27 protein-coding genes and 1 tRNA gene are annotated in these 23,740 nt (G+C 70.7%); 13 read left to right on the forward strand and 15 right to left on the reverse strand.

Annotated features, from left to right (window positions below):
- Nucleotides 1-32: 32 nt before the first annotated feature.
- Both lpxC and JI742_RS04475 read left to right on the forward strand, forming a co-directional pair.
- Nucleotides 33-971 carry a UDP-3-O-acyl-N-acetylglucosamine deacetylase gene (gene lpxC / locus JI742_RS04470; protein ID WP_201824320.1) on the forward strand — a complete coding sequence of 313 codons (939 nt, stop codon included), beginning with the start codon at nucleotides 33-35 and terminating at the stop codon, nucleotides 969-971.
- Between the two features lie 15 nt (nucleotides 972-986).
- The gene (locus JI742_RS04475; protein ID WP_182664794.1) at nucleotides 987-1,172 is read left to right on the forward strand and encodes a hypothetical protein; all 186 of its coding nucleotides are present in this window, start codon (nucleotides 987-989) and stop codon (nucleotides 1,170-1,172) included.
- Between the two features lie 19 nt (nucleotides 1,173-1,191).
- On the opposite strand, the gene ruvC is transcribed toward JI742_RS04475, so the two are convergent.
- From ruvC to dusB, 6 genes are all read right to left on the reverse strand, one after another.
- Complete coding sequence (ruvC, locus tag JI742_RS04480) at nucleotides 1,192-1,749, reverse strand: crossover junction endodeoxyribonuclease RuvC (RefSeq protein WP_201824321.1); 558 nt, start codon at nucleotides 1,747-1,749, stop codon at nucleotides 1,192-1,194.
- 4 nt (nucleotides 1,750-1,753) lie between these two features.
- On the reverse strand, nucleotides 1,754-2,764 hold the full coding sequence (locus JI742_RS04485) for a phosphatidate cytidylyltransferase (protein ID WP_201824322.1): 1,011 nt from the start codon (nucleotides 2,762-2,764) through the stop codon (nucleotides 1,754-1,756).
- 7 nt (nucleotides 2,765-2,771) lie between these two features.
- Nucleotides 2,772-3,401, reverse strand: coding sequence for a lysophospholipid acyltransferase family protein (locus tag JI742_RS04490; RefSeq protein WP_201824323.1), 630 nt, complete (start codon nucleotides 3,399-3,401; stop codon nucleotides 2,772-2,774).
- 90 nt (nucleotides 3,402-3,491) lie between these two features.
- Nucleotides 3,492-5,117 (reverse strand): bifunctional phosphoribosylaminoimidazolecarboxamide formyltransferase/IMP cyclohydrolase, encoded by a 1,626-nt coding sequence (gene purH / locus JI742_RS04495; RefSeq protein ID WP_201824324.1) that lies wholly within the window; start codon nucleotides 5,115-5,117, stop codon nucleotides 3,492-3,494.
- Between the two features lie 5 nt (nucleotides 5,118-5,122).
- Nucleotides 5,123-5,380 (reverse strand): Fis family transcriptional regulator, encoded by a 258-nt coding sequence (locus JI742_RS04500; RefSeq protein WP_201824326.1) that lies wholly within the window; start codon nucleotides 5,378-5,380, stop codon nucleotides 5,123-5,125.
- A 3-nt stretch (nucleotides 5,381-5,383) separates the two neighbouring features.
- The gene (dusB, locus tag JI742_RS04505; RefSeq protein WP_434057628.1) at nucleotides 5,384-6,466 is read right to left on the reverse strand and encodes a tRNA dihydrouridine synthase DusB; all 1,083 of its coding nucleotides are present in this window, start codon (nucleotides 6,464-6,466) and stop codon (nucleotides 5,384-5,386) included.
- Nucleotides 6,467-6,567: 101 nt separating this feature from the next.
- Here dusB and JI742_RS04510 point away from each other — a divergent pair, with 101 nt between their 5' ends.
- The 7 genes from JI742_RS04510 (at nucleotide 6,568) to JI742_RS04540 (ending at nucleotide 11,681) form a co-directional block, all read left to right on the forward strand.
- On the forward strand, nucleotides 6,568-7,125 hold the full coding sequence (locus tag JI742_RS04510) for a YqaA family protein (RefSeq protein WP_236676780.1): 558 nt from the start codon (nucleotides 6,568-6,570) through the stop codon (nucleotides 7,123-7,125).
- A gap of 80 nt (nucleotides 7,126-7,205) precedes the next feature.
- Nucleotides 7,206-8,111, forward strand: coding sequence for an acetylglutamate kinase (gene argB, locus JI742_RS04515; protein ID WP_201824328.1), 906 nt, complete (start codon nucleotides 7,206-7,208; stop codon nucleotides 8,109-8,111).
- The gene (locus JI742_RS04520) at nucleotides 8,108-8,947 is read left to right on the forward strand and encodes an HAD family hydrolase (protein WP_236676781.1); all 840 of its coding nucleotides are present in this window, start codon (nucleotides 8,108-8,110) and stop codon (nucleotides 8,945-8,947) included. The genes argB and JI742_RS04520 overlap by 4 nt, the downstream gene beginning before the upstream one ends.
- A complete protein-coding gene (gene slmA, locus JI742_RS04525; protein ID WP_201824331.1) occupies nucleotides 8,940-9,596 on the forward strand; it encodes a nucleoid occlusion factor SlmA in 657 nt (218 codons plus the stop codon). The genes JI742_RS04520 and slmA overlap by 8 nt, the downstream gene beginning before the upstream one ends.
- A 13-nt stretch (nucleotides 9,597-9,609) precedes the next feature.
- Nucleotides 9,610-10,266: a ligase-associated DNA damage response endonuclease PdeM gene (pdeM, locus tag JI742_RS04530; protein WP_201824333.1), complete on the forward strand. Its 657-nt coding sequence runs from the start codon at nucleotides 9,610-9,612 to the stop codon at nucleotides 10,264-10,266.
- A 129-nt stretch (nucleotides 10,267-10,395) separates the two neighbouring features.
- Nucleotides 10,396-11,262, forward strand: a complete 867-nt coding sequence (locus JI742_RS04535) for an ATP-binding protein (RefSeq protein WP_201824335.1) — start codon at nucleotides 10,396-10,398, stop codon at nucleotides 11,260-11,262.
- A complete protein-coding gene (locus JI742_RS04540; protein ID WP_201824337.1) occupies nucleotides 11,259-11,681 on the forward strand; it encodes an NUDIX domain-containing protein in 423 nt (140 codons plus the stop codon). Before JI742_RS04535 ends, JI742_RS04540 begins: the two co-directional genes overlap by 4 nt.
- 307 nt (nucleotides 11,682-11,988) lie before the next feature.
- On the opposite strand, the gene JI742_RS04545 is transcribed toward JI742_RS04540, so the two are convergent.
- The 8 genes from JI742_RS04545 to ispB all read right to left on the reverse strand — a co-directional run bounded on the left by JI742_RS04545 (nucleotide 11,989) and on the right by ispB (nucleotide 18,931).
- Nucleotides 11,989-12,216 carry a DNA gyrase inhibitor YacG gene (locus JI742_RS04545; RefSeq protein WP_201824339.1) on the reverse strand — a complete coding sequence of 76 codons (228 nt, stop codon included), beginning with the start codon at nucleotides 12,214-12,216 and terminating at the stop codon, nucleotides 11,989-11,991.
- Nucleotides 12,213-12,968 (reverse strand): cell division protein ZapD, encoded by a 756-nt coding sequence (gene zapD / locus JI742_RS04550; protein WP_201826361.1) that lies wholly within the window; start codon nucleotides 12,966-12,968, stop codon nucleotides 12,213-12,215. Before zapD ends, JI742_RS04545 begins: the two co-directional genes overlap by 4 nt.
- A gap of 53 nt (nucleotides 12,969-13,021) precedes the next feature.
- Nucleotides 13,022-13,663 (reverse strand): dephospho-CoA kinase, encoded by a 642-nt coding sequence (gene coaE, locus JI742_RS04555; protein WP_201824341.1) that lies wholly within the window; start codon nucleotides 13,661-13,663, stop codon nucleotides 13,022-13,024.
- A complete protein-coding gene (locus tag JI742_RS04560) occupies nucleotides 13,660-14,517 on the reverse strand; it encodes a prepilin peptidase (RefSeq protein ID WP_201824343.1) in 858 nt (285 codons plus the stop codon). Before JI742_RS04560 ends, coaE begins: the two co-directional genes overlap by 4 nt.
- A 15-nt stretch (nucleotides 14,518-14,532) precedes the next feature.
- Entirely contained in the window at nucleotides 14,533-15,765 is a 1,233-nt protein-coding gene (locus JI742_RS04565; RefSeq protein ID WP_201824345.1) for a type II secretion system F family protein, read from the reverse strand.
- A 13-nt stretch (nucleotides 15,766-15,778) separates the two neighbouring features.
- Nucleotides 15,779-17,521 carry a type IV-A pilus assembly ATPase PilB gene (gene pilB / locus JI742_RS04570; protein ID WP_201824347.1) on the reverse strand — a complete coding sequence of 581 codons (1,743 nt, stop codon included), beginning with the start codon at nucleotides 17,519-17,521 and terminating at the stop codon, nucleotides 15,779-15,781.
- A gap of 211 nt (nucleotides 17,522-17,732) precedes the next feature.
- Nucleotides 17,733-17,809, reverse strand: a tRNA-Pro gene (locus JI742_RS04575).
- Between the two features lie 120 nt (nucleotides 17,810-17,929).
- Complete coding sequence (gene ispB / locus JI742_RS04580) at nucleotides 17,930-18,931, reverse strand: octaprenyl diphosphate synthase (RefSeq protein ID WP_201824349.1); 1,002 nt, start codon at nucleotides 18,929-18,931, stop codon at nucleotides 17,930-17,932.
- Between the two features lie 329 nt (nucleotides 18,932-19,260).
- Between ispB and rplU the strand changes: the two genes are divergently transcribed.
- The 4 genes from rplU (at nucleotide 19,261) to proB (ending at nucleotide 22,265) form a co-directional block, all read left to right on the forward strand.
- Complete coding sequence (gene rplU, locus JI742_RS04585; RefSeq protein WP_182665018.1) at nucleotides 19,261-19,572, forward strand: 50S ribosomal protein L21; 312 nt, start codon at nucleotides 19,261-19,263, stop codon at nucleotides 19,570-19,572.
- 26 nt (nucleotides 19,573-19,598) lie between these two features.
- A complete protein-coding gene (rpmA, locus tag JI742_RS04590) occupies nucleotides 19,599-19,856 on the forward strand; it encodes a 50S ribosomal protein L27 (protein ID WP_201824351.1) in 258 nt (85 codons plus the stop codon).
- Between the two features lie 109 nt (nucleotides 19,857-19,965).
- Nucleotides 19,966-21,075, forward strand: a complete 1,110-nt coding sequence (cgtA, locus tag JI742_RS04595; protein ID WP_201824353.1) for an Obg family GTPase CgtA — start codon at nucleotides 19,966-19,968, stop codon at nucleotides 21,073-21,075.
- A 44-nt stretch (nucleotides 21,076-21,119) separates the two neighbouring features.
- Nucleotides 21,120-22,265 carry a glutamate 5-kinase gene (gene proB, locus JI742_RS04600; RefSeq protein WP_201824355.1) on the forward strand — a complete coding sequence of 382 codons (1,146 nt, stop codon included), beginning with the start codon at nucleotides 21,120-21,122 and terminating at the stop codon, nucleotides 22,263-22,265.
- 68 nt (nucleotides 22,266-22,333) lie between these two features.
- On the opposite strand, the gene ffh is transcribed toward proB, so the two are convergent.
- Nucleotides 22,334-23,728 (reverse strand): signal recognition particle protein, encoded by a 1,395-nt coding sequence (gene ffh, locus JI742_RS04605; protein ID WP_201824357.1) that lies wholly within the window; start codon nucleotides 23,726-23,728, stop codon nucleotides 22,334-22,336.
- Nucleotides 23,729-23,740 lie beyond the last annotated feature (12 nt).

Below are 23,740 nucleotides of genomic sequence, written 5' to 3' on the forward strand. Positions count from 1 at the left end.
CGGGTGCTGACCGGCTTCCTACAATCCAAGCCATGTTGGCCCAACGCAGTCTCAAGACCCTCACCCGCGCCGTTGGCGTCGGCCTGCACAGCGGGCAGCGGGTCGAGCTGACTCTCCGGCCTGCGCCGGTCGACACCGGCATCGTCTTCCGTCGGGTCGACCTGCCGGTGCCGGTGGAGATTCCGGTCACGGCCACTTCGGTCTGCGACACGCGGCTGGCCTCGACCCTGTCGCCCGGTGGCGATCCCGGTGCGCCCAAGGTCAACACCGTCGAGCACCTGATGAGCGCCTGCTGCGGCCTGGGCATCGACAACCTGATCATCGACATCACCGCCGAGGAGGTGCCCATCCTCGACGGCTCCTCGGCCAGCTTCGTCTACTTGCTGCAGAGCGCCGGCGTGCAGGGCCAGGCCGCGGCCAAGCGCTTCCTGCGGGTGAAGAAGCCGGTGGAAGTGCGCGAGGGCCAGGGCGCCGGCCTCAAGTGGGCGCGGCTGGAGCCGCACCATGGCTACAAGCTGGCTTTCGAGATCGACTTCGACCATCCGGCGGTGGATGCCACCGGCCAGCGCGTCGAGTTCGACTTCGCCCGCGGTGACTACGGCCGCGACATCGCCCGCGCCCGCACCTTCGGCTTCACCAAGGACGTAGACATGATGCGGGCTCGCGGCCTGAGCCTGGGCGGCAGCATGGACAACGCCATCGTCGTGGCCGACCGCCGTGTGCTGAATGCCGACGGCCTGCGCTACGACGACGAGTTCGTGAAGCACAAGATCCTCGACGCCATCGGCGACCTCTACATCGCCGGCAAACCGCTGCTGGCCGCCTACAGCGCCTACAAGAGCGGCCACGCGCTCAACAACAAGCTGCTGCGTGCGCTGCTGGACGATCCCGAGGCCTGGGAGATCGCTTCCTTCGAGCGCGAGGCCGATGCGCCGCGCGGCTTCGCACCGGCTGTCGGCTTCGGCCGCTGAGCCCGGGGCCCCGTCATGCTGATCGCCCGCCTCGTCGTCGGCCTGCTGCTGCTGGCCTCCATCCTCTGCTTCGCGATGGCGATCGGCACCGGCCAGGCCGTCTGGCGCCGCCGCGGCCTGGTCATCCTGAAGTGGACGCTGCTGGCCGGTCTCGGCTTCTTCGGCGTGCTCTTCCTGGAGCGGCTGGTGGTGATGCTCTGAGCCCCGCGGCGGGGAAGGCTCAGTAGCTGCGCCCGCCCCGGTACTGGCTGTGCGCGCGCCGCTGCAGCGGCGTCACGGCGGCAATCGCCGCCTGCGAGCCGCCGACATGCACATGGGCGATCGCCAGGCCGAGCGCATCGGCCGCATCCGGCCCCGGCAGGCCCGGCAGCTTCAGCAGGTGCATGACCATGTGCTGCACCTGCTCCTTGCGCGCCTGGCCGGCGCCGACCACGGCCTTCTTCAGCTGGGCCGAGGTGTATTCCGACACCGCCAGCCCGCGGCTGACCAGGGCGGCCAGCGCCGCGCCGCGCGCCTGGCCGAGCAGCAGCGTGCTCTGCGGGTTGACGTTGACGAAGACGATCTCCAGCGCCGCCTGCTGCGGCTCGTAGCGCGCGACGATCTCGCGCACGCCGTCGAAGATCAGCTTGATGCGCCCGGGCAGGTCGCCATTGGGCAGGCTGTCGGTGCGGATGGTGCCGCTGGCCAGGTAGCGCAGGCTGGCGCCCTCGGCCTCGATCACGCCGAAGCCGGTCGTGCGCAGGCCGGGGTCGATGCCAAGGACGCGGGTGGCGGACATGGGCTCAGCGTCCGAGGCTGAAGTACCAGCGCACGGCATGGAAGAAGACCGGTGCGGCAAAGCACAGCGCTGCAATGCGGTCGAGCAGGCCGACCGCGCCGGTGACCGTGCCCAGGCCCTCGGCCCCGGCCGGCACCACGGCCACGCGGTGGCCCCAGTGGCGCACGCCGGCATCGCGCTTGAGGGCCTGCATCACCAGCTCGCCGAGCAGGCCGCTGCCGGCCGCGATCAGGGCCAGGCTCATGGCCTGCAGCGGCTTGAAGGGCGTGGCCCAGTACATCAGCGCGCCCGCCAGGCCGGCCGCCAGCGTGCCGCTGGCCCAGGCCCGCCAACTGAAGCGGCGGTCGATCTGCCGCACCACCGGCCGGCCCGGCAGGCGCCGGCTGGCCCAGCCCTGGACGAGCTGCCCGAGGCCGACGACGACGACCAGGAAGAAGACCAGGAAGGCACCCCGCCCGCCATGCCGCGGAAAGTTCAGCAGCAGCAGGGCCGGCGTGTGCGACAGGCCGTAGACGCAGACCATGATGCCCCACTGGATCTTGGCATTGCGTTCCAGGAAGCGCTGCGGATCGCCGGCCAGCGCGCTGGCCACCGGCAGCGCGAAGAAGGCATAGACCGGGATCATCACGCTGAACAGGTCGAAGCGCCGCGTGCCGACCAGCAGGTACTGCAGCGGCAGCACGACGAAGAAGGCCAGGATCAGCGCCCGGTGGTCGCTGCGGCCGGTGTGCATCAGGGTGATGAACTCGCGCAGCGCCAGGAAGCTGAAGAAGCCGAAGAGCAGGGTGGCACCCAGCGGCCCGCTGAGCCAGGACAGCCAGAACAGCAGGCTGCCGATCCAGACCGCGCGCAGGTCGCGCTGCAAGCTGGCCAGGCTCAGGCGCTGAGCCGGGCTGGGGTCGGGTCGCAGGCTGCGGGCGAACAGGGCCAGGCTGCTCAGGGCCAGCAGGCCGAAGACGATCAGGAACAGCAGGCCGGTCTGCTGGCTGACGCTGAGCGTGCGCAAGTCGCCCATGGCGACCTCAGGGACTGGCCGGCCGCAGGGCCAGCACGGCGGCGCGCGCGCGCGCCAGGAAGTCGCGCTTGTCCTCGCCGCCGGCCGGCGGCGCCAGCGGCGCGCCGAAGCTGACCGTGCAGAGGATGGGCACCGGCACGACCTCGCCCTTGGGCATCACGCGCTGGACGTTGTCGATCCAGGCCGGGATCAGCACCGCCTGCGGGAACTGCCGGGCCAGGTGGTAGAGCCCGGTCTTGAAGGCCTGCGGTTCGCCGAGGTTGCTGCGCGTGCCCTCGGGAAAGATCACCAGCGAATCGCCCGCGGAAAGCGCCTCGACCAGCGGCTCCAGCGGATCCTGGTCCTCGCTGCGGCTGCGGCTGACGTAGACGGCGCGGAAGACCTCGCGGGTGATCCAGTGCTTGAAGCGGCCGGTGGTCCAGTAGTCCCGGGCGGCGATCGGCCGGGTGCGGGCGCGCAGCTCGCGCGGCAGGGCGCACCAGATCAGCACCCAGTCGAGGTGGCTCTGGTGGTTGGCAAAGTAGATGCGCTGCTCGTCCTTCGGCACGCAGCCCAGCCAGTGGCCCTGGGCCCCGGTGACCAGGCGCGCGATGAAGGACAGCAACCAGCCCATGACGGTGGCGAGTCCGGTGCTCATGCGCGGCATGCTAGCCCGCGGTGCATGACGCCGGCCTCCGCGGCCCCCCGGCTTGACGGCGCGCGCACACCGGGGCGTACGCGCGCGGGCTCAATGGCGGAAGTGCCGCAGGCCGGTGAAGACCATGGCCACGCCGCGCTCGTCGGCCGCGGCGATGACCTCTTCGTCGCGCATCGAGCCGCCCGGCTGGATGACGGCGCTCGCGCCCGCGTCGGCCAGCACATCCAGGCCGTCGCGGAAGGGGAAGAAGGCGTCGCTGGCCACCACCGCGCCCCGCAGGCTCAGGCCGGCATGCTGGGCCTTGATGCTGGCGATGCGCACGCTGTCGAGCCGGCTCATCTGCCCGGCGCCCACGCCCAGGGTGCGGCCGCCGCTGCAGAAGACGATGGCATTGCTCTTCACGAACTTGGCCACCTTCCAGGCGAACAGCAGGTCGGCGACCTGGGCCGGCGTCGGCTTGCGCGTGGTGACGAGCTTCAGATCGGCCGCGGCGAGCACCGCGTTGTCCGCGCTCTGGATCAGCAGGCCCGAGCCGATGCGCTTGACGTCCTGCGCGTTCTGGCCGCGCGCCCAGGGCGTGGCGCCTTCGCGCTGCACGGCATCGAGCGGGATCTCCAGCACCCGGGTGTTGGCCTTGGCCGCCAGGATCCTCAGCGCCTCGGCGCTGTAGCCCGGGGCGATCAGCACCTCCATGAACTGCTTGCTGACGGCCTCGGCCGCTGCCGCATCCACCGGCACGTTGAAGGCGATGATGCCGCCGAAGGCCGAGTTCGGGTCGGTCGCGAAGGCGCCGGCATAGGCCTCGGCCGCCGTGCGACCCAGGGCCACGCCGCAGGGGTTGGCGTGCTTGACGATCACGCAGGCCGGGCCGTCGCTGGCGCCGTCGAAGGCCTTCACCGCTTCCCAGGCCGCGTCCGCATCGGCGAGGTTGTTGTAGCTCAGCTCCTTGCCCTGATGCTGCTTGGCGCTTACCAGCGAGCCGGGGGCGGGGAAGAGGTCGCGGTAGAGCGCGGCCTGCTGGTGCGGGTTCTCGCCGTAGCGCAGGTCTTGCAGCTTGACGAAGCGGCCATTGCTCTGCGCGGGGAAGGCGCTGCGGGCCGGCACGGCGGCATCGTCGGCCGGCAGCTCGAGGGACGACAGGTAGTCGCTGATCGCTGCGTCGTAGTTGCTGATGCGGTTGAAGGCCGCCACGGCCAGGGCGAAGCGGGTGGCGCGCTGCACGGCGCCGTGGGCTTGCAGCTCGGCCAGCACGCCGGCGTACTGGGCGGCATCGGTGAGCACGGCCACATCGTTCCAGTTCTTGGCGGCAGAGCGCACCATGGCCGGGCCGCCGATGTCGATGTTCTCGATCGCATCGCCCAGCGTGCAGCCGGCCTTGGCGACGGTGGCCTCGAAGGGGTAGAGGTTGACGACCAGCAGGTCGATGGTCGCGATGCCGTGGGTGCTGAGCGCATCGCGGTGCGCGGCCACATCGCGGCGGGCCAGCAGGCCGCCGTGGATCTTGGGATGCAGGGTCTTGACCCGGCCGTCGAGCATCTCCGGGAAGCCGGTGTGCTCGGCCACTTCGGTCACTGGCAGGCCGGCTTCGGCCAGCAGCTTGGCGGTGCCGCCGGTCGACAGCAGCTTGATGCCCAGGGCGTGCAGGCCCTGGGCGAGTTCGACGAGGCCGGTCTTGTCGGAGACCGAGAGCAGGGCGCTGAGATGCGAGAGCTTCATGGGGTTCAGCCGCGCGGGCCGTCTTGCTTGATGAGCTTGTGCTGCGAAAGCTTGCGGCGCAGGGTGTTGCGGTTGATGCCCAGCCACTCGGCGGCCCGGGACTGGTTGCCCTCGGCCTGCTGCATGACCACGTCGAGCAGCGGCTTCTCGACCACTTCCATCACCATGTCGTAGACGTTGTGCGGCTCGGCGCCGCGCAGGTCCTTGAAATAGCCTTCCAGGCTGTCGCGGATGCAGCCTTCGATCGTCTTCTTGTTGCTCATGGCTCAGGCCGCGGCGCAGGCGGCGGCGGGCAGGTCGTCGTGGGGGGCGGCGGTCTCGGCGGGCCGCTTGGGCTCGGCCGCCGGCAGCCGCGGATGCTGCTGCGCGAGGGCCTGGAAGTAGTCCCGCACGGCGGCTTGCTGGGCCGCGGCGGTGTCGATGCGGTTCATGCGGTCGCGGAAGTCCGCCCCGCCCGGCAGGCCCTGGACGGCCCAGCCGATGTGCTTGCGCGCGCTGCGCAGGCCGGCGGTCTCGCCGTAGAGGCTGCAATGGTCGACCAGGTGCTCCAGCAGCCAGTCGGCCACTTGCAGCGTGGCCGGCGCCGGCCGGTGGCGGCCGGTGGCCAGGAAGTGTGCGATGTCGCCGAAGATCCACGGCCGGCCCTGGGCCGCGCGGCCGATCATGATCGCGTCGCAGCCGCTGCGGGCCAGCACCTCGCGGGCGCGCTCGGGGCTGTCGATGTCGCCATTGGCCACCACCGGGATGGACAGCGCGCGCTTGATGGCGGCCACGGTGTCGTGCTCGGCTTCGCCGCCGTAGCCCTGCTCGCGGGTGCGGCCGTGCACGGTGACCATGGCAATGCCGGCGGCCTCGGCCTTGCGGGCGATCGTCAGCGCATTGCGGCCGCTCGCGCTCCAGCCGGTGCGCATCTTCAGCGTGACCGGCACGCCGTGGGGCCGGGCGGCCTCGACCGTGGCCTCGACGATGCGCAGGGCCAGATCCTCGTCCTGCATCAGGGCCGAGCCCGCCCAGACCTTGCAGACCTTCTTGGCCGGGCAGCCCATGTTGATGTCGATGACCTGGGCGCCGCGGGCGATGTTGTAGCGCGCGGCTTCGGCCATCTCGGCCGGGTCGGTGCCGGCGATCTGCACGGCGATCGGCGCGCTCTCGCCCTCGTGGTTGGCCCGGCGCGAGGTCTTCAGGCTGTCCCACAGCTCGCGGCGCGAGGTGACCATCTCGCTGACCGCATAGCCCGCGCCAAGCCGCTTGCACAGCATGCGAAAGGGCCGGTCCGTCACCCCCGCCATGGGGGCGACGAAGAGGCGGTTGGGCACCGTGATCGGGCCGAGGGCGAGGGGAGCGGTCACGGGGGCCTGCTGAAAAAGGAGGCAGAGTATAGCCAGGGGTTTTTGCCGATCCGGGGTCGGGAAGGGCTGGGCCGCGGTACCGCTCCGGCACACTGCGCGGCATGGATCTGCCCCCCCTGGCCCTGCTGCCCAGCGACCCGATGGGCTACCTGGCCGGGCTCTCGCAGGCCCTGCAAGCCCTGGCCGCCGGGCCTTCGGCGGCGGCGCCGCTGCTGCTGGGCCTGGGCTTGCTGGCCCTGCTGTCGGCCACCCTGCTGCCGGGTGGCTCCGAGCTGGCCCTGCTGGCCCTGGTGCAGTTGCGGCCCGAGCTGCTGCTGCCGGCCTTCCTGGCCGCCAGCCTGGGCAACACCGCGGGCGGCGCCATCTCCTGGGCCATGGGCCGTGGCCTGGCGCGGCTGCTGCGCCCCGGGGGCGCGGGCGCGCCGGCCCCGCCCGGGTCGGCCGAGTCCACCGAATCCCCCGCCCGCCGGCGTGCACGCGCGCTGCTGGCCCGGCATGGCGCCAAGGCCTGCGTGCTGAGCTGGCTGCCGCTGGTCGGCGACCCGCTCTGCGTGCTTGCCGGCGCGCTGCGCCTGCCCGCCGGGCCCTGCCTGGCCTGGATGGCCCTGGGCAAGGCCGGCCGCTATGCGCTGCTGCTGGCGCTGGCGCCCGGCGCCTGAAGCGGGCCGCCGGCCGTCACGGCCGCGCCCCGGGGCAACCCTAGAATTTGCGTCCCTTTCTTCACCGGCCGACCCCCGCCATGAGCAGCACCCCGACCCCCGAGCTGGCCGCCATCGCCCCGCGCGACAAGGCCGAGATCCTGGCCCAGGCCCTGCCCTACATCCGCAAGTTCCACGGCAAGACCATCGTCATCAAGTACGGCGGCAATGCCATGACCGATCCGGCCCTGCAGGCCGACTTCGCCGAGGACGTGGTGCTGCTCAAGCTGGTCGGCATGAAGCCCATCGTCGTGCACGGCGGCGGGCCGCAGATCGACGAGGCCCTGGCCAAGATCGGCAAGAAGGGCAGCTTCATCCAGGGCATGCGGGTGACCGACGAGGAGACGATGGAAGTCGTCGAATGGGTGCTCGGCGGCGAGGTGCAGCAGGACATCGTCGGCCTCATCAATGCGGCCGGCGGCAAGGCCGTGGGCCTGACCGGCCGCGACGGCGCGATGATCCGCGCCCGCAAGCTGAAGATGCTCGACAAGGACGACCCGAGCAAGGAGCACGACATCGGCCAGGTCGGCGAGATCGAGTCCATCGACCCGAGCGTGGTGCAGGCCCTGCAGGACGACCAGTTCATTCCGGTCATCAGCCCGATCGGCTTCGGCGAGCGCAACGAGAGCTACAACATCAATGCCGATCTGGTCGCCAGCAAGCTTGCCACCGTGCTGCGCGCCGAGAAGCTGATGCTGCTGACCAACACCACCGGCGTGCTCGACAAGGCCGGCAAGCTGCTGACCAATCTGTCGGCCCGGCAGATCGACGAGCTTTTCGCCGACGGCACCATCAGCGGCGGCATGCTGCCCAAGATCGCAGGCGCGCTGGATGCCGCCAAGAGCGGCGTCAATGCCGTGCACATCATCGACGGCCGGGTGCCGCATGTGATGCTGCTGGAGGTGCTGACCGATGGCGCCTTCGGCACCATGATCCGCTCGCATTGAGCTACCGCGCCGCCCGGGCGGGTGGGCGTGCCCGGGCGGCGGCGCCCGGCACGTCGCCGGCCTACGGCGCGCCGCCGGTCGAGCCGACCGCCTGGCCGCGCCGGCCGGTGTGGTTCTTCGACCTCGACGACACCCTGCACGACGCGACGCTCGCGGCCTTCGGCCCGCTGAATGGCGCGATGACGGACTACCTCCAGGCCAGCCTGGGCCTGGACCGCGCCGCCGCCGACGCGCGCCGCCGGGCCTACTGGCAGCGCCACGGCGCCACCCTGCTCGGCCTGATCCGCCACCACGGCACCGACCCGCATCACTTCCTGGCCGAGACCCACCGCCTGCCCGGCCTGGAGGCCCGGCTGCGCCGGCCGCGCAGCGATGCGCAGGCCCTGGCGCGGCTGCCGGGCCGCAAGTTCATCCTGACCAACGGGCCGGCGGCCTATGCCGCGCGGGTGCTCGGCAGCCTGGGCTGGCGCGGCTTCGAGGCGGTGATCGCGATCGAGGCCATGCGCGTTTTCGGCCAGTGGCGCCCCAAGCCCGACGCCCGCATGCTGCGCCACCTGCTGGCGCGGCTGAAGCTGCCCGCGCATCGCGCCGTGCTGGTCGACGACACGCCGGGCCACCTTCGCGCCGCGCGCCGCGAAGGCTGGCGCACGGTCTGGATGCAGGGCTACCACCGCCCGCAGTCGCCACGCCTGAAGCGCCTGCGGGCGGGGCCACCCACCGTGCCGGCGGGCTCGCCACCCCCCACGGCCTGGCAGCGCCCGGGCCGAAGGCCAGCCCATGTGTGTGCCAGAATTTCAGGCCTCAACCGCTTGCGTGCACTCACTTTCCATGGCTGATACCCCCGACCTTCCGCCGGCCGACAGCGGGGCTTCGCCCGTGCCTGCCGACGCACCGGCGTCGGGGCGCAAGCGGCCCAAGCCGGGCGAGCGGCGCATCCAGATCCTGCAGGCCCTGGCCGCCATGCTGCAGGAGCCGGGCGCCGAGCGCGTGACCACCGCCGCGCTGGCGGCCCGGCTCGGCCTGAGCGAGGCGGCGCTCTACCGCCACTTCGCGAGCAAGGCCCAGATGTACGAGGGCCTGATCGAGTTCATCGAGTCCAGCCTCTTCGGCCTGGTCCAGCAGATTGCCGACCGCGAGCCCGACGGCACGCGGGCCGCCGCGCGCATGGTGGCCGTGCTGCTGCAATTCGGCGAGCGCAACCCGGGCATGGTGCGGGTGATGGTCGGCGATGCCCTGGTCACCGAGCATGCGCGGCTGATCGCACGCATGAACCAGTTCTTCGACCGCCTCGAATCGCAGTGCCGCCAGGTGCTGCGCGCGGCGGCCGAGGCCGCCGGCTCGCCGACGCCGACGGTCGATGCGCAGTTGCGCGCCGCGGCGCTGATCGCCCTGGCCCAGGGCCGCTTGCAGCGCTATGCACGCAGCGACTTCCGCCGCCTGCCGACCGAACAGCTCGACGCCACGCTGGCCCTGATCGCTCGCTGAGCCCGGGGCGACGATGGAACTGGCCTGGGGCGGCGAGACCCTGCTGCTGCGCGCCGACCGCAGCATCTGGCTGCCCGGGCACGCCACCCTGCTGATCGCCGACCTGCATGTCGGCAAGGGCCAGAGCTTCCGCCGCCTGGGCGTGCCGGTGCCGCAGGGCAGCAGCGCCGAATCGCTCGATCGCCTGAGTGCCGCGCTGGCCGAGACCGGCGCCCGCGCGCTGATCGTGCTGGGCGACCTGCTGCATGCTGCCGCCGCCCGCGACGGCCCGGCCGGTGCGGCGCTGGCGGCCTGGCGGGCCGCGCATCCGGGCCTGGCCCTCACCCTGGTGCGCGGCAACCACGACGACCGCGCCGGCGATCCGCCGGCCGCCCTGGGCTTTGCCGTGGTCGACGAGCCTTGGCCGCTCGGCGGCCTGGCCCTGGCCCACCACCCCCGGCCGCAGCCCGGCCGGGCGGTGCTGGCCGGCCACATCCATCCCGGCCTGCGGCTGCGGGCGGCCGGCGAATCCTTGCGCCTGCCCTGCTTCCACTTCGACGCGCGCCGCCAGGTCGGCCTGCTGCCGGCCTTCGGCGCCTTCACCGGTTTGCATCCCATCCAGCCGCGGCCGGGCGACCAGACCGTGCTGATCGCCGGCTCGGCGCTGCGCCGCTGGCCGCCCGGCGGCTGAGTCGCCCGTGCCTGCGGTCGGGGCCGTCGACAGGCTCCTGCCACGGTCGGCCCGGCGACCGTGGCCGGGGGGAGGGCGCTGGCTACACTGCCGCGCTCCCGGGGAAGCCCCTGTCTGCACGAGCTGCCGATGTCCGATCTGAATGCCCTGATGGCCCGCGCCGAGGCCCTGCTGGCCCGGCTGGAAGGCCTGCTGCCGCCGCAGTTGCAGGCGCCGGACTGGTCGGCCGCCCATGCCTTCCGCTACCGCCGCCGGCGCGGCGCGGCCGTGCTGGAGCCGGTGCGCCATGCGGCCACCATCCAGCTCGACGCGCTTCAGGAAATCGATGCGCAGAAGGAGCGCCTGGTGCGCAATCTCGCGCAGTTCGTCGCCGGCCGCGGCGCGAACAATGTGCTGCTCAGCGGCGCGCGTGGCACCGGCAAGAGCTCGCTGGTCAAGGCCGCGCTGAACGCCTTCGCGCCGCAGGGCCTGCGGCTGATCGAGGTCGACAAGGCCGATCTCGTCGACCTGCCCGATCTGGTCGACCTGGTGGCCGAGCGCTCCGAGCGCTTCATCCTGTTCTGCGACGACCTCAGCTTCGACGAGGGCGAGTCGGGCTACAAGGTGCTCAAGTCGGTGCTCGACGGTTCGATCAGCCAGCTCAGCGACAACCTGCTGATCGTCGCCACCAGCAACCGCCGCCACCTGCTGCCCGAGCAGATGCGCGACAACCTGGCGGCCCGTCACGATGCGAACGGCGAGCTGCATCCCGGCGAGGCCATCGAGGAAAAGGTCTCGCTGTCCGAGCGCTTCGGTCTCTGGATCAGCTTCTACCCCTTCAGCCAGGACGAGTACCTGGCCGTGGTCGCGCAGTGGCTGGCGCATTTCGGCCTGGATGCGGCGGCCATCGAGGCGGCCCGCGGCGAGGCCCTGGTCTGGGCGCTGGAGCGCGGCTCGCGCTCGGGCCGCGTGGCCTGGCAATTCGCCCGCGACCATGTCGGGCGGATCCAGCCATGAGCGCGACCGAGGCGACGGACCGGGTGCCGGTCGATGTGGCGGTCGGTGTGCTCTTCGATGCGCAGGGGCGCTTCCTGCTGTGCTCGCGGCCGGAGGGCAAGGTCTACGCCGGCCACTGGGAATTCCCGGGCGGCAAGCTGGAAGCCGGCGAGACCGTGGAGCAGGCCCTGCGCCGCGAGCTGATCGAGGAGATCGGCATCACCATCGGTCCGGCCCAGCCCTGGCGGGTGCATGTGATGGACTATCCGCATGCCCGGGTGCGGTTGCACTTTTGCAAGGTGCGCGCCTGGACGGGTGGCTTCGAGATGCGCGAGGGCCAGCAGATGGCCTGGTCGCGCTTGCCGGTGGAGGTGGCGCCGGTGCTGCCGGGCACCCTGCCGGTGCTGGACTGGCTGGCCGAGGAAGCGGCGGGCGACTGAACCGGGCTTCCAGGCCCGGATTCAGCGCGGGCTGAGCACCGCGTCGTTGGCCGCTAGCGTGCCGACGGCCACCGTGGCCTGGCTCGAAAAAGTCCGACCGGTTGCAGAGTTTGCGGCCGGTGTGGCCGGGTAGCGACCCAAGGGCTCCGCCTCGCTCAGGCCTTGGGCTTGAGACCAGACGTCCGCCGTCACGGCATGCCGGTCCGCGGCCCAGGACTCAGGCAGATGGTGGGGGGTGCAGAAGCGAAACTTCATGACAACCTCAGGCAAGGTGGTTGTCAGCAGTGTGCATCCGTTTTGGGGGTTTTTACATATCGCGCGCGGCCCCCTGTCGGGGGTTCGCCGAGGATTCCTCCACGCCCGGGTCGAGTGGCTCGCTGGGCACGCGGTAATCGGCACTGGCCCAGGCGCCCAGGTCGATCTCCCGACAGGCTTCGCTGCAGAAGGGGCGCCAGGGGTTCTCGGGGGCGAAGAGGCTGGGCCGCCGGCAGGTGGGGCAGGGCAGCCGGGGTGCCGGGCGGGGCGAGGTGCTCATCCGCACAAGCTCAGTTCGAAGCTGGTGTCTTCCTGGGCGGGCCGGAGCCGGCCCTCGGCATCCTGGCGCATCAGGCGCACGGAGACGAGCAGGCGGTGGCCGCTGATCTCCGGCACCAGATCCAGCTCGCGCGGCAGGCGCAGGCGCAGCAGGTGGAAGCTCCGGTTCTGCGGCAGGCTCTGCTGGAAGAGCCCGCCGGGTGCGGCCACCATCTGCGGGTGGCCCGCCTCGCGTATCAGGCGCAGGGCCAGGGTCAGGGCGTCGACCCAGGGCTCGAGCGGTCGGGTCCAGTGTTGCAGGTCCTGCTGGCGACGCGTTGCCGGACCTTGCTGCCAGGCGTAGTAGGCCGGCAGGTCGAAGCTGCAAGTGCCGCCGGGGATGGTGATGCGGCTGCGGATGCTCATCAGCCAGTCGTTCCCGCTCAGCCCCTGGCCGGCCTTGCCGACGGTCTGCTGCAGGGCGGCATGGCAGCCGTCGATGCGCTGGATGAAGGCTTCGAGCCGGCCCTCGGCGATGGCCGGGTTGCCGCGGAACTGCGCGAGCTGGGCGCGATGGCGGTCCAGCTCGCGCAGCAGGTCGGTCTTCAGGTCGGCCCGGGCGGCGACGTCGACGATCTCAAACAGCGCCGCCAGGGCGTGATGATGGTCGAGCGCCTCCTCGCGCGCGATCAGCGTGGCGAGCCGGCCACAGAGGTGCTCCAGCCGCAGCAGGGTGCGGGTGCTCTCGTTGAACGGGTATTCGTACAGGATCAAGGCCGGCCACTCCGCGGACATGCGGCAGCGGATTGTTCCACAGCGACCCGGGTTCACCCGGGGGCGTGCGCGCCTTCGCCGGGGGGGGATGTGCCGAGCCAGCGGGCCCACAGCGCCCGCACCGCGGCGTCGAGCGCGGCCGGGTCGTCGCGGGCGTTGTCGATCACGGCATCGGCCACGTCCAGCCGCGCGGCCCGGCTGGCTTGCTGGGCGATGACGGCTTCCACTTGCGCGCGCGGCCAGCCCGAGCGGGCCATCGTCCGCTCGATCTGCCGCTCGACCGGGCAGTCGATGACCAGGATGCGGTCGAGCAGCGGTCGCCACCGCGCATGCTGCTCGACCAGCAGCGGGATCTCGACCACCTGCACCGGGCCCGTCGCCGCGTCCAGGGCTGCGCGCAGCGCGGCGCCGATGCGCGGATGCAGCAGCGCTTCAAGCCGCAGCCGCACGGCCGGATCGGCAAAGGCGCGGGCCCGCATCGCGGCGCGGTCGAGACCGCCATCGGCCGCCAGGATGTCCGGCCCGAAGGCGGCTTGCAGATCCGCCAGCGCCGCCCCGCCCGGTGCGGTGAGCGAACGGGCCACCGCATCGGCATCGAGCCGCTGCGCGCCCAGTGCGGCCCAGGCCTCGGCGGCCCGGCTCTTGCCGCTGCCGATGCCGCCCGTCAGGCCGATGCGCAAGCCGCGCGGGTTCATGCCCAGCCCATCCAGGCGCTCACGCGCGCCGGCCCGGCATAAAGCACCAGCAGCCCCGCACCGGCCAGGAAGGGGCCGAAGGGCACGTAGCGGCCCTCGCGCAAATGGCCGGCGGATTTCAGCCCCAGGCCCACCGCAGCCCCGATCAGCGAGGCTGCCAGCAGCACCGGCAGCAGCATGGCCGGCCCCAGCCAGGCGCCCAGCGCGGCCAGCAGCTTGAAGTCGCCCGCGCCCATGCCGTCCTTGCCGGTAAGCAGCTTGAACAGCCAGAACACCGTCCACAGCACGCCGTAGCCGGCCACGGCGCCCCACAGGGCTTGGTCGAGCGGCAGCGTCCAGCCCAGGGCGGCGGCGATCAGGCCGGCCCACAGCAGGGGCTGGGTCAGGCTGTCGGGCAGCAGGGTGGTGTCCCAGTCGATGCCGGCCGCGGCGATCAGCACGGCCACGAAGCCGGCCCAGGCCAGCAGCACCGGATCGGCACCGAAGCGCCAGGCCAGGCCGGCGAAGAGCAGGCCCGTCAGGCCCTCGACCAGCGGGTAGCGCGGGCTGATCGGGCTGCGGCAGGCCGCGCAGCGGCCACGCAGCCGCAGCCAGCCGATCAGCGGCAGGTTCTCGTGCCAGCGCAGCGCATGGCCGCAGTGCGGGCAGCGCGAGCCGGGACGCAGCAGCGAGAGCGGCGGGCCCTCATCGGGCGCCGGCAGCTCGAGCAGCTCGGCGCTCTCGCGGCGCCAGTCGCGCTCCATCATCTGCGGCAGGCGGTGGATGACGACATTGAGGAAGCTGCCGATCAACAGGCCCAGCAGGCCGAGGACCGGGGCGCTGAGCAGCAGGTCGAGGAAGACGTCGAAGGGCATCGGGAAGAGGAAGGGTCAGACCACCTGACCCAGCTTGAAGATCGGCAGGTACATCGCGACGACGATGCCGCCGATGATCGTACCCAGCACGACGATGATCACCGGTTCCAGCAGGCTGGACAGGGCCTTGACCGCCTCGTCGACTTCCTGCTCGTAGAACTCGGCGGCCTTGCCGAGCATGTGGTCGAGCGAGCCGGCCTCCTCGCCGATCGCGCTCATCTGCAGCACCATCACCGGGAACACGCCGGTGGCATGCATGGCCGGCGTCAGCGCGGTGCCGGCGGCCACTTCGCGCTGGATCTGCTGGGTCGCCTCGCGGTAGACGGCATTGCCCGAGGCCCCGCCGACCGAATCCAGCGCCTCGACCAGCGGCACGCCGGCGGCGAACATGGTCGAGAGCGTGCGCGTCCAGCGCGCGATGACCGACTTGGTGACCAGCGGCCCGAAGATCGGCAACTTGAGCAGCAGCCGGTCCATCACCCGCTGCATGGCCGGCGAGCGCTTCCAGCTCTGCATGAAGAAGTAGCTGCCGAAGCCCAGCAGGCCGAAGATCAGGTACCAGGATTCGACGAAGACATCGGACATCGCCATCACCGCCAGCGTCGGCGCCGGCAGGTCGGCGCCGAAGTTGCCGAAGACTTCCTTGAAGGCCGGGATCACGAAGATCATGATCACCGCCACGACCACGAAGGCCACCAGCAGCACGGCCAGCGGATAGACCAGGGCCGACTTGATCTTGGCCTGGATGGCGAGCGTCTTCTCCTGGTAGAGCGCGAGACGGTCCATCAGCGTGTCGAGGATGCCCGCCGCCTCGCCGGCCTCGACCAGGTTGCAGTACAGCGCATCGAAGTGCATCGGATGCTTGCGGAAGGCATCGGACAGGCTGGTGCCGGTCTCGATGTCGGACTTCAGCTCGGCCAGCAGCTTGCCGACCCGGGGCTTGGCGCTGCCGCGGCCGACGATCTCGAAGCTTTGCAGCAGCGGCACGCCGGCGCGCATCATGGTGGCGATCTGGCGGGTGAAGATCGCGATGTCCTTGGCCTTGATGCGACCGCCCTGCGGGCTGCGCCGCCGCCGCAGCTTCTGCACCAGGATGCCCTGGCGGCGCAGGCTGACCTGCACGGCCATGTCGCCGATGGCGCGCATCTCGCCGCGCACCAGCTTGCCGCTGCGGTCGCGGCCTTCCCATTCGTAGAGGTGGTCCCGCTCCGCGGACTTGCGGGGGGCTGGGCGGGCAAGGGGGGGCATCGCGGCAGACCGGCTATTCGTTGGTGACCGAGATCACTTCCTCCAGGGTCGTGACCCCGGCGCGCACCTTCAGCAGCCCCGACTGGCGCAGGTCGCGCACGCCTTCCTTCTGGGCCTGGCGGGCGATGTCCTGCGCATGGCCATGGGCCAGGATGATCTTCTGGATCTCGTCCGAAATCGGCATGACTTGATAGATGCCGGTGCGGCCCTTGTAGCCATTCGTGCAGGCTGCACAGCCGACCGCGCGGTAGGGCCGCCAGCGGCCGTCGAGATCGGCCTCGCGGAAGCCAGCGCGCAGCAGGGCCTCATGGGGGTAGTCGGCCGGCGCCTTGCATTGCTCGCAGAGCTTGCGGGCCAGGCGCTGGGCGGTGATGAGGATCACGCTGGATGCGATGTTGAAGGGCGCCACGCCCATGTTCAGCAGCCGGCTCAGCGTGGTCGGCGCGTCGTTGGTGTGCAGCGTGCTCATCACCATGTGGCCGGTCTGCGCGGCCTTGATCGCGATGTCGGCGGTCTCCAGGTCGCGGATCTCGCCGACCATGATGACATCCGGGTCCTGGCGCAAAAAGGCGCGCAGCGCGACCGCGAAGTTCATCCCCGCCTTCTCGTTGACATTGACCTGGTTCACGCCCGGCAGGTTGATTTCGGCCGGGTCCTCGACGGTCGAGATGTTCACGCCCGGCTGGTTCAGCAGGTTCAGGCAGGTGTAGAGCGAGACCGTCTTGCCCGAGCCCGTGGGCCCGGTGACCAGCACCATGCCGTAGGGCCGGCGGATGGCGGCCAGCAGGCGGTCGCGCTCTTCGGCCTCGTAGCCCAGGGCCTCGATGCCGAGCTTGGCGCTGGAGGAATCGAGGATGCGGATGACGATCTTCTCGCCGAACAGCGTCGGCAGCGTGCTGACGCGGAAGTCGATGGCCTTGCGGCCGAACTTCAGCTTCATGCGCCCGTCCTGCGGCACGCGGCGTTCGGCGATGTCGAGCCGGCTGATGACCTTGATGCGCGAGGCCAGCTTGTCCTTGATGGCCAGCGGCGGCTGGGTGATCTCGCGCAGCTCGCCGTCGATGCGGAAGCGCACCCGGTAGTTGGACTCGAAGGGCTCGAAGTGCAGGTCCGAAGCCCGCGCATTGACTGCATCGATCAGCATCTTCTGCAGGAAGCGCACGACCGGCGCATCCTCGACCTCGCTGCTCGTCTCGGCGGTCTCGGGGCCGGGGCGCTCCTCGGCGATGTCGAACTCGATCTCGCCGACGGTCAGCGCATCGATGGCCTCGTTGGCGCTGGTGGTCTGGTGCTCGATAAGGCGCAGCAGCTTGTCGTGCTCGACGATCACCCATTCGGGAAGCAACTGGGTCGCGAACTTGATGCGCTCGGCGGCTTCCTGGCTGGTCGGGTCGGCCGCGGCGATGAAGAGGCGGTTGCCGCGCCGGCTCAGCACCACCACCTGGTACTGCGCGCTGAGCCGGCTGTCGAGCATCTGGCGCGGCAGCTTCTGCACGTCGACCGCATCCAGGTCGAGCAGCGGAATGGCCAGGGCCATCGCAAGGGTGTGGGCCAGATCCGCGGCCTCGATCGCGCGCTGTGCGATGGCGGTGGCGACGAAGCTCTGGTTCTGCTCGCGCGCCAGCCGCACCAGGGCTTCGGCCTGCGGCAGGCCCAGCCGGCCCGCATGCACCAGCACGCGCGCAGCACCCGAAAGCGTGCTGCGCGGCGAGGCGGCCAGGGTTTCGGCCAGGGAGGGGCTGGAGGAGGGAACCATGGCGGGGCGATCATCGACCGTGGTCCCCACGGTGTAAGCCCGGAACAGCACGGGCGCATCCCCCCTGCTTGGCGGCTTGGCATGGTCGCCCGGTGGCGGCAGCGGCCATGCGGCAGCGCGGCGCGGGGCCGGAAGGCGGACAAACGGGGGGAAGAATCCATCCGAGCCTTCACAGGCTGTCTCGGATCGCGTCATCGTCCTGCGATGATAGTGGTCGGGGTGAGAGGATTCGAACCTCCGGCCTCTACGTCCCGAACGTAGCGCTCTACCAGGCTAAGCTACACCCCGATATTGGGTCTGCACGACCGGGCCCTCGGTGGGCCCCGCAAGGCGAATCACATCGCATTGCTTCGAGGATGCAAGGGCTTGTCGATGGAACGCCGGGTTGCGTTCAGGCCCTCATCCAGCTCAGAAGGTGCGTTGCACCGACTGAGCACAAAAGTATAACAGAGCTTCGTGAGCGTCCGAGGCCGGCAGTTGCGCGAGGCAGGACTGTGCCCGTCGCGCCTCGGCCTGGGCCGCTTCGCGGGTGGCCTGCAGCGCGCCCGTGCTGCGCACGATGGCGAGGACCTCGTCGAGCTTTTCGGTCTCGCCCTGTTCGATGGCCGTGCGCAGCAGGGCGCGTTCCTCGGGCGTGCAGCGCTGCATCGCGATCAGCAGCGGCAAGGTGGCCTTGCCTTCGCGCAGGTCGTCGCCGACGTTCTTGCCCAGCGCCGTGGCATCGCCCTCGTAGTCGAGCAGGTCGTCGACGAGCTGGAAAGCCGTGCCCAGAGCCTGGCCATAGGCGGCGCAGGCTTCCTCGACGGTCGGCGAGGCTTCCGCCAGCACCGCCCCCAGGCGGGCACTGGCCTCGAAGAGCTTGGCGGTCTTGCAGCGGATGACACGCAGGTAATCCGCCTCGCTGAGGTCGGGGTCGTGCATGTTCATGAGCTGCAAGACCTCGCCCTCGGCGATCACATTGGTCGCATCGGCCAGCACGTCCAGCACGCGCAGCCGGTTGACCGAGACCATCATCTGGAAGGCCCGCGAGTACAGGAAGTCACCGACCAGCACGCTGGCCGCATTGCCGAAGCGGGCGTTCGCCGTCTCGCGGCCGCGGCGCAGCGAGGACTCGTCGACCACGTCGTCGTGCAGCAGGGTGGCGGTGTGGATGAACTCCACCGTCGCCGCCAGTTCATGCCGCTCGCTGCCCTGGAAGCCCAGCGCACGCGCGAACAGCAGCACCAGCATCGGCCGGATGCGCTTGCCGCCGGCGCTCACGATGTAGTGCGAGATCTGCTGGATCAGCGCCACCTCGGAATGCAGGCGGCGATGGATCACGGCATCGACCGCAGCCATGTCCTCCGCAAGCAGTTCGGCGGGACTTCGGGCTTCAGCGGGACAGGCGGGGGCTTCTTCGGCGCAACTCATGACGGACCGGGATTCGTTCCAGATTATAGGAAGGGGGTCTCTTGCCCCCGGCTTCCCTCCGGGATCCGGCGCTGCGTTGCCCGCAGGCAGGCTGAGGGCGGGATGGTCTGTGCTATCCTCGCGGGCTTCGCTTTTCATGTGGCCGGCCGAAATGCCTGGGCCGCGAGTGTGGGCGAGGATGTTCCCGTGCCACCGGGCAGGGGCTGAGGACGGGCTGAGCGCCCGTTCACGGCCCGCCTGGCATGCCGGCGCGGGGACCGGGACGGGAGCGTTTCGCCCCGCGGATCGTTCCCAAGTGTGTCGCGCGCAAGCGCGTGAGAAAGGCTGATATGTACGCGGTCATAAAAACCGGTGGCAAGCAATACAAGGTTGCCGTCGGCGAGAAGATCAAGGTAGAACAGATTGCTGCGGACGTCGGCCAGGACATCGTGATCGACCAGGTGCTCGCCGTGGGTAGCGGCGCCGACCTGACGATCGGGACCCCCCTGGTTGCCGGCGCGACGGTCCAGGCCACGGTTGTGGCCCACGGCCGTCATGACAAGGTGCGCATCTTCAAGATGCGTCGCCGCAAGCACTATCAGAAGCGCCAGGGCCATCGGCAGAACTTCACCGAGCTGTCGATCAGCGCGGTGAACGTCTGAGGCCTCATTCCGCAAGGAGCTGAAACATGGCACAGAAAAAGGGCGGCGGCTCAACCCGCAACGGTCGCGATTCCCAGCCGAAGATGCTTGGCGTCAAGGTGTACGGCGGCCAGGTGATCTCGGCTGGCGGCATCATCGTGCGCCAGCGTGGCACCCAGTTCCATCCCGGCACCAATGTCGGGATCGGCAAGGACCACACGCTGTACGCGCTGACCAACGGCATCGTGTCCTTCGCCGTCAAGGGCGAGCGCAATCGCCGTACCGTGATCGTCACCCCGGCCTGAGCTTCAGGCCGCTGACGCGACCGTCCCGGTCGCGCCACGAGCCCCGGCCTGCCGGGGCTTTCGTGTTTCTGGGGCCCGCCCGCCGGGCAGCCCCGCTTCGGAGCCCAGGATGAAATTCGTCGACGAAGCCGAGATCGAGGTCATTGCCGGCAATGGCGGCAATGGCTGCGTGAGCTTCCGCCGCGAGAAGTTCATCCCCTTCGGCGGCCCCAACGGCGGGGACGGGGGGCGCGGCGGCAGCATCTTCGCGGTGGCCGATCGCAACCTCAACACCCTGATCGACTTCCGCTACACGCGCCGCTACGAGGCCAAGGGCGGCGAGCATGGCCGCGGTTCCGACCAGTACGGCGCTGCCGCGGGCGACATCGAACTGCGCGTGCCGGTCGGCACCATCATCCGCGATGCCGCCAGCGAGGAACCGCTGGCCGAGCTGCTGGTGCCCGACGAGCGCATCCTGCTGGCCCGCGGCGGCGATGGCGGCTTCGGCAACCTGCACTACAAGAGCAGCACCAACCGCACGCCGCGCCAGAGCACCAAGGGCTGGCCCGGCGAGCGCCGCGAGCTCAAGCTCGAACTGCGCGTGCTGGCCGATGTCGGCCTGCTCGGCATGCCCAATGCCGGCAAGTCGACGCTGATCACGGCCATCTCCAATGCCCGGCCGAAGATCGCCGACTATCCCTTCACCACCCTGCATCCCAACCTGGGCGTGGTGCGGGTCGGGCCGAGCCAGAGCTTCGTCGTCGCCGACATCCCCGGCCTGATCGAGGGTGCGGCCGAGGGCGCCGGCCTGGGCCACCAGTTCCTGCGTCACTTGCAGCGCACCGGCCTGCTGCTGCACCTCGTCGACTTCGCGCCCTTCGATGGCGTCGACCCGGTGCAGCAGGTCCGCGCCATCGTCACCGAGCTGAAGAAGTACGACGACGAGCTGCATGCCAAGCCGCGCTGGATCGTGCTGAACAAGCTCGACATGGTCCCGGCCGAGGAGCGCGAGGCCCGCCGCAAGGACTTCCTGAAGCGCCTGCGCTGGAAGGGCCCGGTCTTCGAGGTCTCGGCCCTGACCCGCGAAGGCTGCGAGCCGCTGATCCGGGCCATCTGGCAGCATGTCGCGCTGCGTCAGGTGCACCCGGTCGAGCCGGATGCCCGCTTCGACACGCCGGAACAAGGGCTGTCCGAAGCGCCGCCGCCTGCGCCCGATGCGGACGATCCGCGCTTCCGCTGAGCGGCCCCGCCCCCTTCCCCTACGTCCCGAGACTGCCTGAGCCGATGGTCGCCCCCACGTCCCCCCTTGCCCCCAGCCCGGTGCTGGCCGCTGCGCGGCGCATCGTCGTCAAGGTCGGTTCCAGCCTGGTGACCAACGAAGGCCGCGGCATCGACGCCGAGGCCATCGGCACCTGGTGTCGGCAACTGGCCGCGCTGGCACGCGAGGGCCGCGAGGTGGTGATGGTCTCCAGCGGCGCGATCGCCGAAGGCATGAAGCGACTGGGCTGGGCCACCCGGCCCACCGAACTGCACGAGCTGCAGGCCGCTGCCGCCGTGGGCCAGATGGGCCTGGCCCAGATGTACGAAACCCTGCTGCGCGAGCAGGGCCTGGCCAGTGCGCAGGTGCTGCTCACCCATGCCGACCTGGCCGACCGCGAGCGTTACCTGAATGCGCGCTCGACCCTGCTGACCCTGCTGGGCCTGAAGGTCATCCCGGTCATCAACGAGAACGACACCGTCGTCACCGACGAGATCAAGTTCGGCGACAACGACACCCTGGGTGCGCTGGTGGCCAACCTGATCGAGGCCGACCTGCTCGTCATCCTGACCGACCAGCCCGGCCTCTACGAGGCCGACCCGCGCAAGGTGCCCGATGCCGCCTTCGTGCACGAGGCCGCGGCCGGCACGCCCGAGCTGGAGCGGATGGCCGGTGGCGCGGGCAGCGCGATCGGCCGCGGCGGCATGCTGACCAAGGTGCTGGCCGCCAAGCGCGCGGCCGGCAGCGGCGCCTCCACCGTGATCGCCTGGGGTCGCGAGCCGGATGCCCTGCTGCGCCTGATGCGCGGCGAGCGCATCGGCACCCTGCTCGTCGCGCAGACGGCCAAGCTCGCGGCCCGCAAGCAGTGGATGGCCGATCACTTGCAGCTCCGGGGCGCCGTCGTGGTGGACAAGGGCGCGGCGGCCAAGCTGCGCGAAGAAGGCAAGAGCCTGCTGCCGATCGGCGTCGTCGAGGTGCAGGGCGAATTCGCGCGCGGCGACGTGATCGCCATCAAGGCCCCGGACGGCCGCGACATCGCCCGCGGCCTGGCCAACTACGCCAGCAGCGAGGCGCGGCGCATCGCGCGCCAGCCCTCGGCCCGCATCGCCGAGCTGCTGGGCTACATGAACGAGGCCGAGCTGATCCACCGCGACAACCTCGTGCGCGTCTGAAGCGCCGCACCGCGCGCCAACAAGAAGGCCCGCATCGCGCGGGCCTTGTCGTTGGTGGGGGCCGGCGTTCAGCCGCCGAAGCCGCCGGGCAGGCCGCCCTTCAGGCCGCCCATGCGCTTCATCATCTTCATCAGGCCGCCGCCCTTCATCTTCTTCATCATGCCCTGCATCTGGTCGAACTGGTTCAGCAGGCGGTTGACTTCCTGCACCTGCACGCCGGCGCCGGTGGCGATGCGGCGCTTGCGGCTGGCCTTGATCAGCTCGGGCTTGCGGCGCTCCAGCGCGGTCATCGAATGGATGATGCCGACCATGCGGCGCATCTCGCGCTCGGCGCGGTCCATGTCGGCGCCGCCGGCCTGGGCCTGCAACTGCGCCGGCAGCTTGTCCATCAGGGCGCCCAGGCCGCCCATCTTGCGCATCTGCAGCAGCTGGTCGGCGTAGTCGTTCAGGTCGAAGCCGCCCGTCTTGACCTTCTCGGCCAGCTTCTGTGCCTGGGCCAGGTCGACGCCCTTCTGCACCTCCTCGACCAGAGCAAGGATGTCGCCCATGCCCAGCACCCGGCCGGCATGGCGTTCGGCGTCGAAGGCCTCCAGGCCGTCGATCTTCTCGGACACGCCGGCGAACTTGATCGGCGCACCGGTCACGCTGCGCACCGACAGCGCCGCGCCGCCGCGCGAATCGCCGTCGAGCTTGGTCAGCACGATGCCGCTGAGCGGCAGCGCCGCGCCGAAGGCCCGGGCGGTGTTGACCGCATCCTGGCCCTGCATGGCGTCGACGACGAAGAGCGTCTCGATGGGCTTGAGCGCGGCATGCAGGGCGCGGATCTCGGCCATCAGCGCCTCGTCGATCGCCAGCCGGCCGGCGGTGTCGACGATCAGCACATCGAAGTAATGGCGCTTCGCGTGGTCCAGCGCGGCCAAGGCGATGTCGACCGGCTTGTCGCTGGGCTGCGAGGGGAACCACTCGGCGCCAGCCTGGGCGGTGACGGTCTTGAGCTGCTCGATGGCCGCCGGGCGGTAGACGTCGCCCGAGACGGTCAGCACCTTCTTCTTGCGCTTCTCGATCAGGTGCTTGGCCAGCTTGGCGGTGGTCGTCGTCTTGCCGGCGCCTTGCAGGCCGGCCATCAGGATGACGGCCGGCGGCTGGGTGGCCAGGTTCAGCTCGCTGGGGCCGGCCTTGGGCTCGCCGTTCGCGTCCAGCTCGCCCATGGTCCGGGCCAGCTCCTTGTGCACCACGCCGACCAGGGCCTGGCCGGGGGTGAGCGAGCCCACCACCTCCTGGCCCAGGGCCTTGAGCTTCACGCGGGCGATGAAGTCGCGCACCACCGGCAGGGCGACGTCGGCCTCCAGCAGGGCCATGCGCACCTCGCGCAGCATCTCGGCGACGTTGTCTTCGGTGATGCGGGCCTGGCCGCGCATCGTCTTGACGAGGCGACTCAGGCGGTCGGAAAGGGCGGAGGCCATGGGGTCGGGAGC

It is taken from the genome of Piscinibacter lacus (genome assembly GCF_016735685.1).
In the GTDB taxonomy this organism is placed as follows: Bacteria; Pseudomonadota; Gammaproteobacteria; order Burkholderiales; family Burkholderiaceae_C; genus Aquariibacter; species Aquariibacter lacus.